This is a genomic window from Streptomyces sp. NPDC047042, assembly GCF_040644035.1.
GTDB lineage: Bacteria > Actinomycetota > Actinomycetes > Streptomycetales > Streptomycetaceae > Streptomyces.
Map to the genome: position 1 here is coordinate 83,489 of NZ_JBEYVP010000005.1, position 15,613 is coordinate 99,101.

Below are 15,613 nucleotides of genomic sequence, written 5' to 3' on the forward strand. Positions count from 1 at the left end.
GTCATGTCGAGCATGCCGCTCACCGGTAAATCGGTGCGCCTCGCGCGATTGTCCCGGCCGGGAGACGGCCGGTTCCTGTTTGTGCCGCTGGATCACTCCGTGTCCGACGGGCCCGTCGCGACCGCCGCCGACTTCGGCGACCTGGTTCGGTCCATCGCGGACGGCGGCGCCGACGGTGTCGTCGTCCACAAGGGCCGGGCGCGCATGATCGCGCCGGCGCTGCTCACACGGTGCTCCCTCGTGGTGCACCTGAGCGCGAGCACCGCGCACGGACCCGACGTCAACGCCAAGGTGCTGGTCGGTGACGTGGAGGAGGCGGTCCGGCTGGGCGCGGACGCGGTCAGCGTGCACGTGAACATCGGCTCCGACACCGAGGCGGAGCAGCTCGCCGACCTCGGCGCCGTGGCCGCGGCCTGCGAGCGCTTCGGCATGCCGCTCATGGCGATGATCTATCCGCGCGGCCCCCGTGTGACCGATCCGACCGACCCGACACTCGTCGCCCATGTGGTGAACATCGCCGCGGACCTGGGCGTCGACATCGTCAAGACGGTGCTCGCCGCCCCGCCGGAGCGCATGGCGGAGGTGATCGCCTCCTCGCCGCTGCCGGTGGTGGTGGCGGGCGGCGGCGCCACCGACCGCAGCCTGTACGAGTTCGCGGTCACCGCCATGGACCTGGGTTGTGCCGGACTCGCCGTCGGACGGCGGGTGTTCACCAGCCCGTCGCCCGAGAAGGCGGTCCGGGAACTGGCCTCAATCATTCATCACCGCGAGCTCACGTCCGAGCCCGCGCCGCAGACCGAGATGGCAGGTGTGTTGTGAAGTTTGCCTGGATCGACCTCCGGACCGTGCCCGCCGAACACCGCGAGGCGGTCGTTGACGCCGCGATCCACGCGCGGGTCGACGGCATCGTCGACAGCGACCCGGAGCGCCTCGCCCTGCTGCCGAACACCGTCAAACGTGTCCTCGCACCGGGCGCGCGCGTCGGTGAGGGCGCCCCGGAGGACCTGATCGTGCTGCGCGAGGTCGTCGACATCGACAGTCTCGGCGCGCTGGAGAACCTGCACCGCGGCGGCGAGAAGGACACGGCCGCATGGGTGAACGTCGTCGACGACCCCACCCTGAAGCTCGCCTGCGATGCCGCACGTGAACTCCCCTTCACCGTGGTGGAGTTCAAGGACCCGACCAAGATCCCGCTGGAGATCGTGATCGCCGCGGCCGACGCCTCGCCGGGACAGCTGATCTGCCAGGCCGCCGACATCGAGGAGGCGCAGATCATCGTCGACGTCCTGGAGAAGGGCTCCGAGGGCGTCCTGGTGGCCCCGCGCTCCGCCAACGACGTCTTCGCGCTGGTGGAGATGTTGCGGGTGAAGACTCCGGACCTGCAGCTGCAGACGCTCACGGTCGAGTCGATCGAGCACCTCGGCCTCGGCGACCGGGTCTGCATCGACACGTGCACGCACTTCGAGAAGGACGAGGGCATGCTGGTCGGCTCCTACGCGCACGGCTTCGTGCTGTGCGTGAGCGAGACGCACCCGCTGCCGTACATGCCGACCCGCCCGTTCCGGATCAACGCGGGTGCGCTGCACAGCTATGTGTTCGGGGCGGACAACCGCACCAACTACCTGAGCGAGCTCAAGGCCGGCAGTCCGGTGCTCGCCGTCGGCGCCGACGGCCGCACCCGCCGGATCGTGGTGGGCCGTATCAAGCTGGAGTCCCGTCCGCTGCTCGGCATCAAGGCCGTCTCCCCGGAGGGGGTCGAGGTCAGCCTGATCGTGCAGGACGACTGGCACGTGCGGGTGCTCGGTCCCGGTGCGGCGGTGCTGAACGTGACGGAGCTGAAGAAGGGCGACCAGCTGCTGGGTCACGTGGCCACCGACAAGCGCCATGTGGGCTGGCCGGTCGGCGAGTTCTGCGTAGAGAAGTAGGCGACAGGCGTCCGGGGCCGCCCTCGCCGCGGCGGCCCCCGGCGCCGGGGCGAGGAGTCCGGTGGAGGCGATGACGGGAAGGTCCTGGTGGTGTGCCGAACTGCTCGGCCGCCACGCCGACGACATGGTGTGGGCACGTGCCGCAGGCCGCGAGGTCTCGTTCGGCGGACTGCGCCGCGAGACGGCCTGGCTGGCCGATGTGCTGGAGCAGTACGGCATCCGGGCGGGGAGCACGGTCACCCTGTACGGCAACGCGAGTTTCACGCACCTGTGGACACTCTTCGCGCTGTGGTCGCTCGGCGCCCAGGTGGTGCTGGGGAGGACACCGGCCGGCCGCCGGTCGCGGGATGTCCCGCCCGGGCCGCGGCGGACGCAGTTCTCGGTGTGGCTCGGCGAGAACCGCGGGCGGCCCCATGACTTCGTCGACGAGTGCGAGGTGCTGGTGCGGCGCCACGCCGGCGGCGGTCCGAGCGAGAGCGGACACTGCCTCGTGCAGTTCTCGTCGGGAACCACCGGGCGCCCCAAGGCGGTCGGCAGGAGCCCGCAGTCGCTGCTGGAGGAGTTGGACCGGCTCGCCGCCGTCGAGGGCATGCCGCGCCACGGCGAGCGGGTGTCCGTGCTGGAGCCGCTCACGCACTCCTTCGGGCTGATCGGCGGGGTGCTGCACTCCCTCGCGGTGGGGGCGACCGTGGTGATGCCGGTCGCCCGTACGGCGGAGGCGACCGTGCGGGCGGCGGCCGACGCGCATGTGGTGCTGGGCAATCCGCACCACTTCCGCCGGCTGGCGCGGGCCGCGCCCGGCGAGCTGCCGCACCTCCGGCTGGCCGTGTCGAGCGGTGACGCGCTGGCGCCCGAGATCCCCGCTGTGTTCCGCCACCGACACGGGGTGCTCGTCGGCCAGGCCTACGGCACGACCGAGACGGGCATCGTCGCCGCCGACCTCACCGGCCGCTTCGGTCCGGCGGGCGTAGGCGTTCCGGTACCCGGCAGCCGTACCCGGGTCGTCGGCGGCGTGCTGGAGGTGCACGTCCCCGAGTCTCCGTACCTGTACGACGACACGCCCTGGACAGGCGGCTGGATGTCCACCCGTGACCTGGTCACGCGTGATCCCGATACCGGTGCTCTGCGGCTGCGCGGAAGGGTCCAGGGTGTCGGGGACGCCTCGGTCGACCTGTTGCGCATCGAGTCGGTGCTGCGGGCCCACCGGCACATCACGGACGCGGTGGTCCTCGGGGTCGGCCCGATCGAGGCGCACGTCGCGAGCAGCGCGGAACTGGACGGCGACGAGTTGCGCTCCTGGTGCCGCCGGTTCCTCGACGGGGCGCCGGCGCCGGACCGTTACCACCTGCTGCGGGAGCTGCCCCGTACCGCCAACGGCAAGGCCGTGCGGGACCGAGGCGTCCTGCGCCGTCACAGAACGCATCCGCCCGGTGGTGCGTGCCGCTGTATCAGCTGGTGAGTACCGCGGCGGCCAGGGGCTGCCGCCGCCGACGCCGGAATGCCATGGGAAACGACCTCCAGGACGAGTGGAAGGCACGGAGCATGACGGTGACGACGTCGACCGCCGCAACGCCGTACGACTGTGACGAGGCACGCTGGCAGGCCGTACGGGACCGCGACGCCCGCGCGGACGGCCACTTCTGCTACGTGGTGGTCACCACCGGCGTGTACAGCCGCCCCTCGTGCACGGTGAAACTGGCCCGACGCGAGAACGTCCGGTTCTTCCCGGCCCCCGAGGATGCCCGCGCCGAGGGATACCGCCCTTGCCGCCGTTGCTGCCCCGACGACTCCCACCGGCACGCCGCCGCGGCCGAGGCGGTCGCCCGGGCCTGCCGGATCATCGACGAGGCGCCGCTGCCGCCGAGCCTGAACGAGCTGGCCCGCGAGGTCGGTTACAGCCGCTTCCACTTCCACCGCCTGTTCAAGTCGTTCACCGGCATCACACCGCACGCCTATCTGGCGGCGGCGCGCGCCCGCCGGGTACGCGAGGCGCTGCCGCTGTCCGGGACCGTCGCCGACGCCATGTACAGCTCGGGGTTCAACTCCGGCGGCCACTTCTACGCGGCGGCGACGGAGATCCTCGGCATGACACCGAAGGCGTACCGCGCGGGCGGCGACGGGACGGACATCCGGTACACGGTGACGGGTTCGTCGCTGGGGCCGGTGCTCGTCGCCGCGACGGACAGGGGCGTGTGCGGGGTGCTGACGGGGGACGAGGCCCCGGCTCTGCTGCATCAGCTCCACGCTACGTTCCAGCACGCCCGGCTCGTGCGCGCGGACGACGACTTCGCCGCCGCCGTCGCCGCGGCCGTGAGCGAGGCGGAGCCCCCGCAGCTGGCCAGGGAACTCCCCCTGCGGATAAGACGCTCAGCCCTCAGCGTGCGGGTACGACGAACGGTCCCGCCGGCACTCGCCGTACGCGTTCACGGGTAGGCGCAGCAGACTTTCCGGGAGCGCCCACCCCTGCGAGCCCCGCTCCGCCACGCCGGGTCGTGCAGGACACCGCCACGCTGCCGTCGGCCGGGCGCCGAAGACCCCCGTCCCGAGCGGGTAACCCGACCTGCGCTGCGAACACCGCTCCACCAGGCCGAAAACCGGGTCGGTACTTCCGCGCACGATGGCGCCGGCCCCCGTCCCGAGCGGGTAAGGCGGCCGGCGTGCACGCGGTTGCCGCGTCGCGCCGCGCGGCCGACCGCGATCACGCGCGGTGGCGGCCGGGTCAGAACAGCGCTCAGCGCCTCGAGCGTTGTTCTTGCGCGGCGGCCGGCGGGCGCGGTTGCGGCGCCGGGCGCAGGCGGGCGGACGCCCAGGTTGCCGGTAGCGCCGTCGTGCACACCAGCAGGCCGGTGAGTACCGCGTCCGCCGCACTCCCGTGCGAGACGGCCGCGCCACCGGTCACCGCCCCCACCGCGATGCCCGCGTTGACCGCGGACGCGGGCAGCGTCGAGGCGAGGTCGCGCCCGGGGCCGGCCAACAGCCCGACCCGGTACTGCAGTGAGGGGACCAGGCCGAACCCGACCACTCCCCACAGCACGAGGGCGCAGGCCACCAGGACCCGGGAGGCGCCGCCGACGTGCAGGACCGCCAGCGCCAGGACCAGGGCGAGGTTCGCCGCGACGAGTGTGCGCGCGGCGTCCCGGTCCGCGGCCCAGCCGCCCAGGAACGTACCGGCGGCCGTCGCGGCCCCGTAGGCGAAGAGGAACACGGTCAGCCAGACGCCGGACACCCCCGTGACGTCCTCCAGGAACGGCGTGATGTAGGTGAACGCCGCGAACTGGCCTCCCAGCAGCAGGAAACCGACGCCGAGCACGGCCAGCACCCGGGGTGCGAGCGCGTGGCCGGCCTGCGCCCACAGGCCGCCGGTGTCCGGGCCGGCGACCGGCGGGACGCACACCACCGACGCCAGCAGCGCCAGCGCGCCGAGGACCACGATGGCCGTGAACGCCGCGCGCCAGCCGAGGTGCTGTGCCGCCAGGGTGCCGAGCGGAACGCCGAGCGCGGTGGAGACGGCGATGCCTCCGAAGACCACGGAGATCGCGCGCCCGGTCCGCTCGGGCGGCACCAGGGCGGCGGCCACCGTGAACGCCGTTCCGAGGAACAGGCCCTGCAGTGCGCCGGTGACGGCCCTGGCCACGAGCAGCGTGCCGAAGCCCGGGGCCAGGGCGGCCAGCAGGTTGCCGGCGACGTAGCCGGCCAGGGACGTCCACACCAGGGTGCGGCGCCGGATCCGGATGGTGAGCGCCGTCAGCAGCGGACCGCCGACGCAGATGCCCAGCGCGTACGCGGTGACCAGGGTGCCCGCCGTGTCCACGGACACGGCGAGGTCCCCGGCGACCAGCTTCAGCAGACCGACGACGACGAGCTCGGCGCTGCCCATGACGAACGCGGCCAGGAAGAGGGCGGCGAGGGCCGGGCCCGGTCGCCGCCGCACCGGGGAGGGGACGGAGGTCATGTCAGTGCCAGAAGTTCTTCCTGGCTCCGCGCAGGCCGTGGAACGAGTCGAGGTCGGGGACCGTCCACCCGTCGAGGTCGTACTCCTGGAGGCACTGCTCGGCGAATCCCTTGTAGGCGTCGAGCTGGCCGGTCTCCAGCTGGGTCATGTAGATGTCGCTGCGCACCGACTCGTGGTTGCCGGAGTAGTTGCGCTCGTACAACTCGTGGCGACCGCCGAACTCCGTGCCGACCGCGTCCCACAGCAGCTTCATCAGCTTGACGCGGCTGACGGCGTCGTAGCCGTTGGAGCCGCGCACGTACTTGTCGAGGTAGGGCCGCACCTCGGGGTTCTTGAAGTCCTCGGCGCTGGAGTTGACGTAGATCAGGCCGCTCGCGACGTCCTGCTCGATGATCTCCTTGATGCGCGGGTAGCCGAGGGTCATGAACCAGCGGTACGCCATGCCGTACTCGAGGCGCGGCAGCAGGGCCCCGTCCTTCCACTCCTCGGGGTTGCGGGCGGCGGCGTCGGTCAGGGCCCAGAACATGTTGCGCCAGGCGAGCACCTCGCCGATCCGCGCCTGGATTCCGCGGAAGTCCTTGGTGCCGGTCATCTCGACGGCCTTGGCCAGCAGCCCGGCGATGAAGTCGATCTTCACGGCGAGGCGGATGCAGCCGTGGAAGGTCAGGCGCGGGATGAAGCCGGACTTCGGGGCGAACCCGTTGACCTGGTCGACGTCGCCGTAGAGGAAGACGTTCTCCCAGGGGATGAGGACCTTGTCGAGGACGAAGATGGTGTCGTTCTCGTCGAGGCGGGAGGAGAGCGGGTAGTCGAAGGGGCTGCCCATGACGGCGGCCGTCGCCGCGTAGGAGGGACGGCAGATCAGTTTCAGACCGGGCGCGCCCATCGGGATGGTCGCGACCAGCGCGAACTCCTTCTCCTTGAGCGGCAGTCCGTAGTGCGAGATGAAGTTGTAGTGCGTGATGGCCGAGCCGGTGGCCACGACCTTGGCGCCGCTGACCACGAGGCCGGCGTCGGTCTCCTTCTCCACGTGCACGAAGACGTCCTTGACCTCTTCGGACGGGCGGTGCCGGTCGACCGGCGGGTGGATGATCGCGTGGTTCCAGAACAGCACCTTCTCCTGGGACTCGCGGTACCAGCGCCGCGCGTTGTCCTGGAACGGCGCGTAGTAGTCGGAGTTGGCACCGAGCGTGCCGAGGAAGGCCGCCTTGTAGTCCGGGCTGCGGCCCATCCACCCGTAGGTGAGGCGGGCCCACTCGGCGATCGCCTCACGGTCCTCGACGACGTCCTGGACGCTGCGCGGGGTGCGGAAGAACTTGTGGGTGTACCCGTCGCTCCCGGTGTCTGTGCGCGTCGTCAGCACGTCGCGGCGGTCCGGATCGTGCAGGGCGTCGTACAGACGGGCCGTCATCCGGGCGGGGTTGGCGAACGCCGGGTGCTTGGTGACATCGTCGACGCGTTCGCCGTAGATGTACACCTCGCGGTCGTCGCGCAGGCTCTCCAGGTACTCGTCGCCGGTCAGGGGGCGGGTGGTGCGGGGAGCCGGTGCGGAGGCGGAGGCCTCGCCCTGCTGCAGCGTCATGGTGTGTCCTTGTCCGGTCGTGGCGGTCAGTGACCCAGCGAGGAGTGGAGCGCCGCGGTTCCCGACGACCAGGCGCCGTCCGCCGGTCCGTCGAGGGTGCCCGCCCACGCGTGGTGGCCGGGGGCGGTGTCCAGGAGGCGGAAGACCCCGCCGTGGAAGACCAGCGGCTCCGCGTCCCAGGTCGAGAAGTCCCGTACCCGCCCGATGTGCAGCACGTGGTCGCCGCCGTCGTACGCCGCCCAGGGCTCGCAGTCGAGGTGGGCGGCGCAGTCGGCCAGGCGCGGCCCCGTCGCATCGGGGTCCCAGGACACGGGGGTGTCCGCGGGCAGCGGCCGGCCCGCGAAGTGCAGGGCCAGGTCCTGCTGGTGTGCGGCGAGGATGTTCACGCCGAACGACGAAGCGCCCGTGAGCAGGTCGCACATCCGGCTGCGCCGGTCCAGGGACACCATCACCAGCGGGGGGTCGAGGGAGACGGAGGTGAACGAGCCCACCGTGGCACCGTGCACGCCGCCGCCGCCATGTTCGACGGTGACCACGGTGACACCCGTGGCGAACCGGGCGAGGCAGTCGCGAAAGCGGCGTTGCATGTCGCCCATCGGCACTCCTCGAAAAGAAATGAGCCCTCGAATCAGGCGCTCTCTCAGGGGCATTGTGCCGGTGGCCGCTGAAGTATCGATCGAGAGGACCGGCGGCATTTCTGCGCAATATCCAGGAGGCCGGAAATGATTGACACCGGTGTGGGCCGGCGCCTGTAATTCCTTCTCGGATTCGAATACCCGACACGAGGTGGCCAATCATGAGACTCCAGGTCGAGTTGACCGACGCACTCCAGGACTACGTCGCCGATGTCTCGCTGCGCGAGCCCGACCTGTTGCGCGAGCTGCGCGAGGAGACCTCGCAGCTGCCGCTGCACCTGATGCAGATCTCGCCGGAGCAGGGCCAGTTCATGCGGACCCTGTTGAAGGCGACCGGGGCCCGGCGGGCTCTCGAGGTCGGCGTGTTCACCGGCTACAGCCTGCTGTCGACGGCGCTCGCGCTGCCCGCCGACGGCCGGGTGGTGGGGCTGGACATCAACGAGGAGTGGGGCGCCATGGCGCTCGACTACTGCAAGCGGGCAGGCGTCGCGGAAAAGGTCGACCTGCGTATCGGCGACGCCCGGGCCTCCCTCGAGCGACTGCTGAAGGAGGAGGACTCCGCCGGCACCTTCGACTTCGTGTTCATCGACGCGGACAAGGAGAACTACACGGCGTACTACGAGTACGCCCTCCAACTGCTGCGCCCCGGCGGCCTCGTCGTGGTCGACAACGTGCTGTGGCACGGCGCCCTGCTCGACGAGTCCGCCCAGGACTCCGAGACGCGGGCGCTGCGCGACTTCAACCCGCGGCTGCGCCAGGACGAGCGGGTGGAGCTGAGCGTGATCCCCTACGCGGACGGCCTGACGTTCGCCGTCAAGCGCTGAGTTCCGCACCGCGTACGTGTGAAGGCCGCCCCCGGAGGCTCCGGGGGCGGCCTTCACGCGTGGGTCACGTGTGGGTCACGCGTGAGTCACGGAAGGCGGACGGACTGGGCGTGGCGGAAGAAGTTCGTCGGGTCGTACTTCTTCTTCACCTGCTGCAAACGCGGGTAGTTACCCTTGTAGTAGAGCGAGTACCAGGGCGTCGACGACGTGTTGTACTTCGGGTCGTTCAAGTCGTTGTCCGGGTAGTTGACATAGCAGCCGTCGGTGACGTCGTTGGGCACGGGCACACCGCCGGTGTCGGCGTAGACCTCCGCGTAGCACTGCCGGTTCCAGGCGATGTACGCGGCGTCCTCGGCCGGGTCGTTCCACAGGGACATCCACATCAGCTTGAAGAACGACTCGCGGTGCGGGTAGCCGGTGGCCGACGGCGCGAGCCGGTTGACCTCGCCGCCGTAGGAGCTGAGGGTGATGGATGCGCCGGGCAGGGTGACGTCCTCGCGCGTCAGGTGCTTGTACAGCGCCGCGAGCTGGCGGTCGGGGAACTCCGCGCGCATGTACGCGGACTTGTACTCCTGCCGGTAGGTCGGGTCGGTGAGGTTGCTGTTGGTGGTGCCCAGGTAGCGGGTGGCCTCCAGCCACGGCAGCTTGCGAGGCTGGGCGTAGGCGGCCATTGGGCCGAACTCGGCGAACTGGCGGGTGACGGCCGCCGTCGGCACGTCGACGCCGTCGCCGATCGCGGCGAGATAGCCGTCGAGCAGCCGGCGGGCGTTGGGGGCGGTGGCGTCGACCTGGGTGACCATGGCTATCTGGCCTGCGGACTTGTGGGTCAGCACGAGGAAACTGGCCAAGGCCAGTTCGGGGCTTCGCGGGGCGCTGTGCGCGGTGAACCAACGCGCGTAGTTCTGTGTCAGGCGGGCGAACTTCGCCTCCGTCATGCTCTCCCACGGCCAGGCCTGCGCGACCAGGTACACCTCGCGGGGCGGCTGGGGCAGCAGCTTCTTCGGGTCGTTGCCGGTGGCGCCGGGTGTGCGGAACCAGTAGCGCGTGACCACGCCGAAGTTGCCGCCGCCACCGCCCGCGTGGGCCCACCACAGCTCATGGTGGGGGTCGCTGGGATCGTTGGTCGCCACGACGGTGCGCACCTTGCCGTCGGCGCCGACCACGACGACCTCGACGGCGCACAGGTAGTCGATGATCAGGCCGAGCTGGCGGCAGAGCAGGCCCCAGCCACCGCCGCTGACGTGGCCGCCGGCCGCGACGGAGTAGCAGATCCCGCCGGGCACGGTGACGCCGTACACCTGGTACAGCAGGGTGTAGACGTCCAGGAGCTGGGCGCCCGTCTCGACGGCGAACGCGCGCCGCCCGGCGTCGTAGTACACCTGGTTGAGCTGTGACAGATCGAGCACCACCTGGACCTCGGGGTTGAAGACGAAGTCCTCCAGGCAGTGCCCGCCGGAGCGAACGGTCAGCCGCTTGCCCGCGGTGACGGCCGCCTGCACCACGCCCGCCACCTGGGAGACGTCGTCCACGATCTGGACGGCCTCCGGGTTGCCGACGTAGCGGTTGTTCATGCCGTGCACCAGCTCGCCGTACTGGGCGTCCGCCGGTGTCACCGTCACCGGGGCGAACGTGACGGCGGCGGCCTCCTCCCCCGCTGCCGCCGCCTGCCCGGCCAGGGCTCCGCCCACGGCGGCCGTACCGCCCAGCGCCGCGGCGGTCGTGAAGAACCGCCTACGGCCCATCCCATTGTTGTCGCGCACTTTAACGTCTCCCGTTCTCGCCATTTTCGGCGCCCGCTTCACGCGCTTCGACTGCGCCGCGACAGTACGAATCAGCCATCGCGGAAAACACTCCGGATCTTGCGGTCGAATCCCTGAACGGCTGATTCCGGGATACGACCGCAAGATGGGGAGTGTCGGACGGCCCACCGCTCGCCACCATCGAATTGCAGGCTGAATTCGCCATGGTGAAAAGGAGGCGGGCCGGTGACGGTCAACATCGGTGAGGTGTACGAGAACCCGCGGTGCAGGGAGCGGGTAGTGATCAGAACGCCGTCCTCGCACACGGGCGGGGCGCGCACCGTGATGGACGTGTACTCCGAGCCCGGCGGCGCCGTGTCGGGCGAGCATCTGCACCCGGTGAGCGAGGAACGCTTCACGCTGGTGCGGGGCAAGGTCGCCTTCCTGATCGGCGGGCGCCAGGTGACCCTCGACAAGCCGGGGCAGAGCGTGCTCATCCAGCCCGGCATCAAGCACCGCTGGTGGAACTGCAGCGGCGAACAGGCCTTCCACATCTGCGAGGTGCGCAACAACAGCGACCGCTTCGAGCAGTTGGTGCTGCGCCAGCTGTTCGGCCTCGCACAGGACGGCAAGACCACGCCCGAGGGCATGCCGAAGTTGCTCCAACAGGCGGTGACCACACTGGAGTTCGGCGACGTGGTGCGGTTCACCTCGCCCCCGTGGGCGCTGCAGCGCGCCCTGTTCACCGTGCTGGCCCCGGTCGCCCGGCTGCTGGGACACCAGGGGTGCGACCCGCGGTACATGGACCGCAAGCCGTCCGAGATCGCCGAGTTGGAGGACCTCCCGGAGGAGGTCATGCGCTGGCACCGCTGACTCCGCGGATCCGGTGAAAAGTGCCTGCAACACCTTCGGGCACGGCGGGGTTTCCCTTGTCGAGAGCACATCGCACCGCGCTCCTCCCCCACCTCAGGGCGGGGCCGACCATTGAGAAGGAACCTTATGGATCTGCAGCTTTCCGGCCGGGTCGCCGTCGTGACCGGCGCGTCCAAGGGCATCGGCCTGGCCATCGTCAGCACGCTCCTCGAAGAGGGCGCCAAGGTCGTGGCCACGTCCCGCAAGAGCACCCCGGAGCTGGACGCCCTGGCCGGCCCGAACCTCGTCCACGTCTCGGCGGACTTCATGGACGAGGACGCGCCGGCCCAGGTCGTCGCCCGCGCCGTGGAGCAGTTCGGCGGGCTCGACATCCTGGTGAACAACGCCGGCGGCCCGCCGCCCGGTGTGACCCTGCCGCGCGGCTCGTTCCTGCACGCCTCCGACGAGGAGTGGCGTGCCATGTTCGAGTTCAACCTGTTCTCGGCCGTACGTGCCATCCGTGCCGCCATCCCGCACCTGCTGGAGCGCGGCGGCGGCGCGATCGTGAACATCTCCTCCGGCAACGCCCGGCAGCCCTCGCCGATCAACGTCGACTACGGCGCCGCGAAGGCCGCCCTGAGCAACATCACCAAGGTGCTCTCGGGCGAGTTCGGGCCGCAGGGCATCCGCGTGAACACGGTCTCGCCCGGTGTGGTGAAGACGCCGTGGTGGACGGACGAGGGCGGCGTCGCCGACATGATCGCCTCGCAGGCCGGCACCGACAAGGACAACGTCATCAACAGCGTCGTTCCGGAGATGCTGAACCTGGCGACGGGCCGCTTCGTGGAGCCGCAGGAGGTGGCCGACGCCGTCGTGCTGCTGGCGTCGCCGCGCTCCGGCAGCACCACGGGTGCCGAGTTCGTCGTGGACGGCGGGCTCCTCAAGGAGCTCTGAGCACCCCGCGCGGAGGTCCGGCGAGTTCCGGTCCCTCCGCACGTGCCCGGCCGCCGCACGGCGGCCGGGCGTAGGACGCAGGACGCCCGTCGGCGGCGTGCGTCGACCCGGTACGGACGGGCCGTCGGCGCCGCCGGCAGCGTTTTCCGCGGCTGTCGCCCCCTGTGTGACCCGCCGCTGCCCCACCGGAGGCCCGCCGGAGTTCCGTCTCCTCCCGGACCCGGGCCCCGGACGGCACCGCCGCCCCGGCCGTGCCGTCCGCGGTGGCGCCCCCCTCGATCTGACCTCCGCCGCGAACAGGCCCCGGCCCGCCGTCATCGTCAGGTACGACACCTCACCCGCCGGCGCGCACCGGGCAAGCCGGGTGCCCGCCCGCCACTGATCTCCTGAGCTCCACCACCTTTCCTCGGCCGGAGCCCGCGGCGCCCCGCGTCCCACCCCGGGCCTCCGTAGGGCCCCGCCCAGCGCATGCCCTGCACGGCGGACCTCGTCCGCCTCTCCTTTCTCTCCCCTGCCTTGTCCTGCCCCGCCGTGTCGTCTCGCGGCTCCGAGGCCACTCGTTCGGATCGCCGGGCCGACGTGCCCCGCACGCATGCCTGCCGCGTCGCCGCCGGCCGCCACCGCTCCGGTGGGCCTTCGCCCGCGTCCCGTGCCGGCCCGCACCAGGACCCGCTTCCTGATCCGCGCCGATCCGAACGGCAGGCCACGGGCTGCTCCTTCCCGCCCGCCCCGCTGTGGGGGCCGCGCGACGGCATCGGCGCCAACTCCCGGGAATCGTCATGGCCTTGTCCGCCCCTGCCCGCACGCGCGAAGGCGCGGCGCCCCCACTGGACCGCCGGGTGCTCGCGCTGGCCGTCCTCGCACCTCTGCTCGCCAACGCCGACACGGGCATCGTGACGCTCGCCCTCAGCGACATCCGGCGCGACCTGTCGATGTCACTCCACGCCGTGCAATGGGTGACCGACATATACGTGCTGCTGATGGGCGGGCTCCAGCTGCTGGGCGGCCGGCTGGCGGACCTGGCCGGCGCCCGGCGTCTCTTCCTGCACGGCATGGGCGCCTTCGCCGTGACCTCGGCCCTGTGCGGCGCGGCGACCAGCGGCCCTCTTCTCGTCGCCGCCCGCGCCGGGCAGGCGCTGGCGGCCGCCGTGCTCGTGCCCGCCGCGATGTCGCTGCTGGTGACGGCGGCCGCACCGGAGCAGCGCGCTCGGGCCCTGGCGCTGTGGGCGGGCGCCGGCGGCGTCGGTGCGGTGGCCGGTGTGCTGTGCGGCGGTCTCGTGGTCGGCAGCCTCGACTGGCGCTGGGCGTTCTGGCTCAACGTCCCCGTGATCGCTGTCGCCCTGGTGGTGGCCCGTCGCACTCCGCTGCCCGACCCGCCCCGCACCCGCGGTGTCCCCCTCGACCTCGCCGGGGCCGCCGCGCTGACCGGCGCTCTGCTCGCGGCCGTGTACGCGCTGGTGCGGCTGGCCGCTCACGGCACGGACGGGTACACGGCGTACGCCGCGCTCGGCGCGTCGGCGCTGGCAGCCGTCTTCGTCCACCGGCAACGCACCTGTCCCCACCCGCTGTTGCCCCCCTCCCTGCTCCGCGACCGGAACCTGGTGTGCGGTGCGGCCGGCATCCTGCTCGTGTCGACGGCCGCCGCGCCTGTCGCCTTCCTCGGCGGCATGCTGCTGCGCGACACCTACGGATTCGGTGCGCCGGCCGCCGGAGCCGCCCTGCTACCGATGGTCGGGGGCATCTTCGTCGTGGGCCGGGCCTGCAGCGCACTGCTCACCCGGTACGGCGCCCGCCTGCCGTGCGTGCTCGGGTGTCTGCTGCTGGGGGCCGGCCTGTGGACACTGGCCGCGCGCTCGCACACCTTGGGGTACGTCTCGGGCATGCTGCCGGGGCTGGTCCTGGCCGGCGCGGGCCTGCCGCTGATCTGGATGTCGTGCGAGGTCGTGGCGCTGACCCGGTTCCGGGGCGCCGGCGCCGGGCTGGCGGCGGGACTGGTGCAGTGCGCGGGGCAGTTGGGGACCGCGCTCGGCACCGTACTCGCGGTGGCGCTGTGCGGCCGTGGCGCGGGGGTGGCCGCCGGGGCGGGACAGGCGTTCGGGGTGGCGGCCCTGCTGATGGGGCCGGCGCTGGTGGGCGCCCTGGTCTGGCTGCCCGGCCGGCGCCCCGACGCCCCGGCCGGTCTCGCGCCGGCCACCCGGATGTCAGACCCTGACCAGCCCGTCGTCGCGGCCCGGGCCACGCGGGGCGGACACGGTTCGCTCGGCCAGCAGGTTGAGCGACTGCCGGGAGCACGGGCCGGAGGGGGGCTCCAGTCGCGGGTGCCCGGAGAGCATGTGGGTGTGCAGGCGTTGCAGTCGCGCCGACGGCTTGGTGCCGAGTTCCTCCCGTAACCGGGCCCGAAGCCGGTGGTAGGCCATCAGCGCGTCGGCCTGCCGGCCCGACCGGTACAGGGCGAGCATGAGGTGGGCGACGAGGTCCTCGTGCGTACCGTACTGGTGCACCAGCGCGGTGAGTTCGCCGAGGATCTCGTGGTGCCGCCCGAGGCGCAGCTCGGCGCCCAGGCGCTGGGGAACGGCGTCGAGCCGGTCGCGCTCGACGACTTCGATGGCGGCCCTGAGCAGCGGACCGGTGGGCACGTCGACGAGTATCGGCCCGGTCCACATCATCTCGGCGGCGCGCAACTGCCCGGCGGCGTCGGCGTACTCGCCCGCCTCCAGCGTGGCACGCGCGGCCCGCACCTGCTGCTCGTAGCGGTCCAGATCCAGTTCACCGGGGCTCAGCTTCAGCACGTACCCCTGGTCGCGGGTCTGCAGCCGGCCGGGGCCGCGGCCCGGGCCGCGCCGGGCCCCGTCCAGGGAGCGGCGCAACTGCATGACATAGGTGTGCACCGCCGCGACCGCGCTCGACGGCGGCCGGTACTCCCATATCTCCTCGACGATCTGCGCCACGGACACGACGTGGTTCGCGTTGAGCGCGAGGAGCGACATCAGTTGCCGTTGTTTCGGCGCGGTCGGGGTTCTGAGGCGGTCTTCGTCGTTGTACACATTCAGAGGGCCGAGAACGCGAAATTCCATGGTGACTCCCCCATCGTCGCCCGGGCATGCCCAGCAGGAGGTCGTCCCTGTGGAACACCCGGTCAAAATGTCGCGA

The 15,613-nt window shown here is 71.6% G+C and carries 12 protein-coding genes and 1 pseudogene; 8 read left to right on the forward strand and 5 right to left on the reverse strand.

Features of this window, described 5'->3' with window-relative positions; genetic code table 11:
* Positions 1-12: 12 nt before the first annotated feature.
* The 4 genes from ABZ855_RS06775 (at position 13) to ABZ855_RS06790 (ending at position 4,358) form a co-directional block, all read left to right on the forward strand.
* Positions 13-819, forward strand: coding sequence for a 2-amino-3,7-dideoxy-D-threo-hept-6-ulosonate synthase (locus ABZ855_RS06775; RefSeq protein ID WP_360802613.1), 807 nt, complete (start codon positions 13-15; stop codon positions 817-819).
* Positions 816-1,925: a 3-dehydroquinate synthase II gene (locus ABZ855_RS06780; protein ID WP_360802056.1), complete on the forward strand. Its 1,110-nt coding sequence runs from the start codon at positions 816-818 to the stop codon at positions 1,923-1,925. The genes ABZ855_RS06775 and ABZ855_RS06780 overlap by 4 nt, the downstream gene beginning before the upstream one ends.
* Before the next feature lie 70 nt (positions 1,926-1,995).
* A complete protein-coding gene (locus tag ABZ855_RS06785; protein WP_360802059.1) occupies positions 1,996-3,384 on the forward strand; it encodes an AMP-binding protein in 1,389 nt (462 codons plus the stop codon).
* Positions 3,385-3,428: 44 nt separating this feature from the next.
* Positions 3,429-4,358 carry an Ada metal-binding domain-containing protein gene (locus tag ABZ855_RS06790; RefSeq protein WP_360802062.1) on the forward strand — a complete coding sequence of 310 codons (930 nt, stop codon included), beginning with the start codon at positions 3,429-3,431 and terminating at the stop codon, positions 4,356-4,358.
* A 298-nt stretch (positions 4,359-4,656) separates the two neighbouring features.
* On the opposite strand, the gene ABZ855_RS06795 is transcribed toward ABZ855_RS06790, so the two are convergent.
* From ABZ855_RS06795 to ABZ855_RS06805, 3 genes are read right to left on the reverse strand one after another with little or no spacing between them, the layout of a single operon-like run.
* Entirely contained in the window at positions 4,657-5,877 is a 1,221-nt protein-coding gene (locus tag ABZ855_RS06795) for an MFS transporter (RefSeq protein ID WP_360802065.1), read from the reverse strand.
* 1 nt (position 5,878) lies between these two features.
* Complete coding sequence (locus tag ABZ855_RS06800; protein ID WP_360802068.1) at positions 5,879-7,459, reverse strand: 4-hydroxyphenylacetate 3-hydroxylase N-terminal domain-containing protein; 1,581 nt, start codon at positions 7,457-7,459, stop codon at positions 5,879-5,881.
* Positions 7,460-7,485: 26 nt separating this feature from the next.
* Positions 7,486-8,055 carry a flavin reductase family protein gene (locus ABZ855_RS06805; RefSeq protein WP_360802071.1) on the reverse strand — a complete coding sequence of 190 codons (570 nt, stop codon included), beginning with the start codon at positions 8,053-8,055 and terminating at the stop codon, positions 7,486-7,488.
* A gap of 200 nt (positions 8,056-8,255) precedes the next feature.
* On the opposite strand from ABZ855_RS06805, the gene ABZ855_RS06810 reads away from it, so the two are divergent.
* Positions 8,256-8,918, forward strand: a complete 663-nt coding sequence (locus tag ABZ855_RS06810; RefSeq protein WP_360802074.1) for a class I SAM-dependent methyltransferase — start codon at positions 8,256-8,258, stop codon at positions 8,916-8,918.
* 86 nt (positions 8,919-9,004) lie between these two features.
* Here the strand turns inward: ABZ855_RS06810 and ABZ855_RS06815 are convergent, their stop codons facing one another.
* A complete protein-coding gene (locus ABZ855_RS06815; RefSeq protein ID WP_360802077.1) occupies positions 9,005-10,678 on the reverse strand; it encodes an FAD-binding oxidoreductase in 1,674 nt (557 codons plus the stop codon).
* A gap of 225 nt (positions 10,679-10,903) precedes the next feature.
* Here ABZ855_RS06815 and ABZ855_RS06820 point away from each other — a divergent pair, with 225 nt between their 5' ends.
* The 3 genes and pseudogenes from ABZ855_RS06820 to ABZ855_RS06830 all read left to right on the forward strand — a co-directional run.
* Positions 10,904-11,530: a cupin domain-containing protein gene (locus ABZ855_RS06820; RefSeq protein ID WP_360802080.1), complete on the forward strand. Its 627-nt coding sequence runs from the start codon at positions 10,904-10,906 to the stop codon at positions 11,528-11,530.
* Positions 11,531-11,656: 126 nt separating this feature from the next.
* Positions 11,657-12,463: an SDR family oxidoreductase gene (locus ABZ855_RS06825; protein ID WP_319201405.1), complete on the forward strand. Its 807-nt coding sequence runs from the start codon at positions 11,657-11,659 to the stop codon at positions 12,461-12,463.
* A gap of 779 nt (positions 12,464-13,242) precedes the next feature.
* Positions 13,243-14,484, forward strand: a pseudogene (locus ABZ855_RS06830) (MFS transporter); the annotation flags it as partial.
* Positions 14,485-14,664: 180 nt separating this feature from the next.
* Here ABZ855_RS06830 and ABZ855_RS06835 read toward each other — a convergent pair.
* The gene (locus ABZ855_RS06835; protein WP_360802085.1) at positions 14,665-15,537 is read right to left on the reverse strand and encodes an AfsR/SARP family transcriptional regulator; all 873 of its coding nucleotides are present in this window, start codon (positions 15,535-15,537) and stop codon (positions 14,665-14,667) included.
* Positions 15,538-15,613 lie beyond the last annotated feature (76 nt).

Bases quoted from the DNA above. Each gene is read 5' to 3' on its own strand.
- ABZ855_RS06835 (WP_360802085.1), bottom strand. From the start codon at position 15,537: ATGGAATTTCGCGTTCTCGGCCCTCTGAATGTGTACAACGACGAAGAC.
- ABZ855_RS06805 (WP_360802071.1), bottom strand. From the start codon at position 8,055: ATGGGCGACATGCAACGCCGCTTTCGCGACTGCCTCGCCCGGTTCGCC.
- ABZ855_RS06795 (WP_360802065.1), bottom strand. From the start codon at position 5,877: ATGACCTCCGTCCCCTCCCCGGTGCGGCGGCGACCGGGCCCGGCCCTC.
- ABZ855_RS06800 (WP_360802068.1), bottom strand. From the start codon at position 7,459: ATGACGCTGCAGCAGGGCGAGGCCTCCGCCTCCGCACCGGCTCCCCGC.
- ABZ855_RS06785 (WP_360802059.1), top strand. From the start codon at position 1,996: ATGACGGGAAGGTCCTGGTGGTGTGCCGAACTGCTCGGCCGCCACGCC.
- ABZ855_RS06810 (WP_360802074.1), top strand. From the start codon at position 8,256: ATGAGACTCCAGGTCGAGTTGACCGACGCACTCCAGGACTACGTCGCC.
- ABZ855_RS06775 (WP_360802613.1), top strand. From the start codon at position 13: ATGCCGCTCACCGGTAAATCGGTGCGCCTCGCGCGATTGTCCCGGCCG.
- ABZ855_RS06790 (WP_360802062.1), top strand. From the start codon at position 3,429: ATGGGAAACGACCTCCAGGACGAGTGGAAGGCACGGAGCATGACGGTG.
- ABZ855_RS06825 (WP_319201405.1), top strand. From the start codon at position 11,657: ATGGATCTGCAGCTTTCCGGCCGGGTCGCCGTCGTGACCGGCGCGTCC.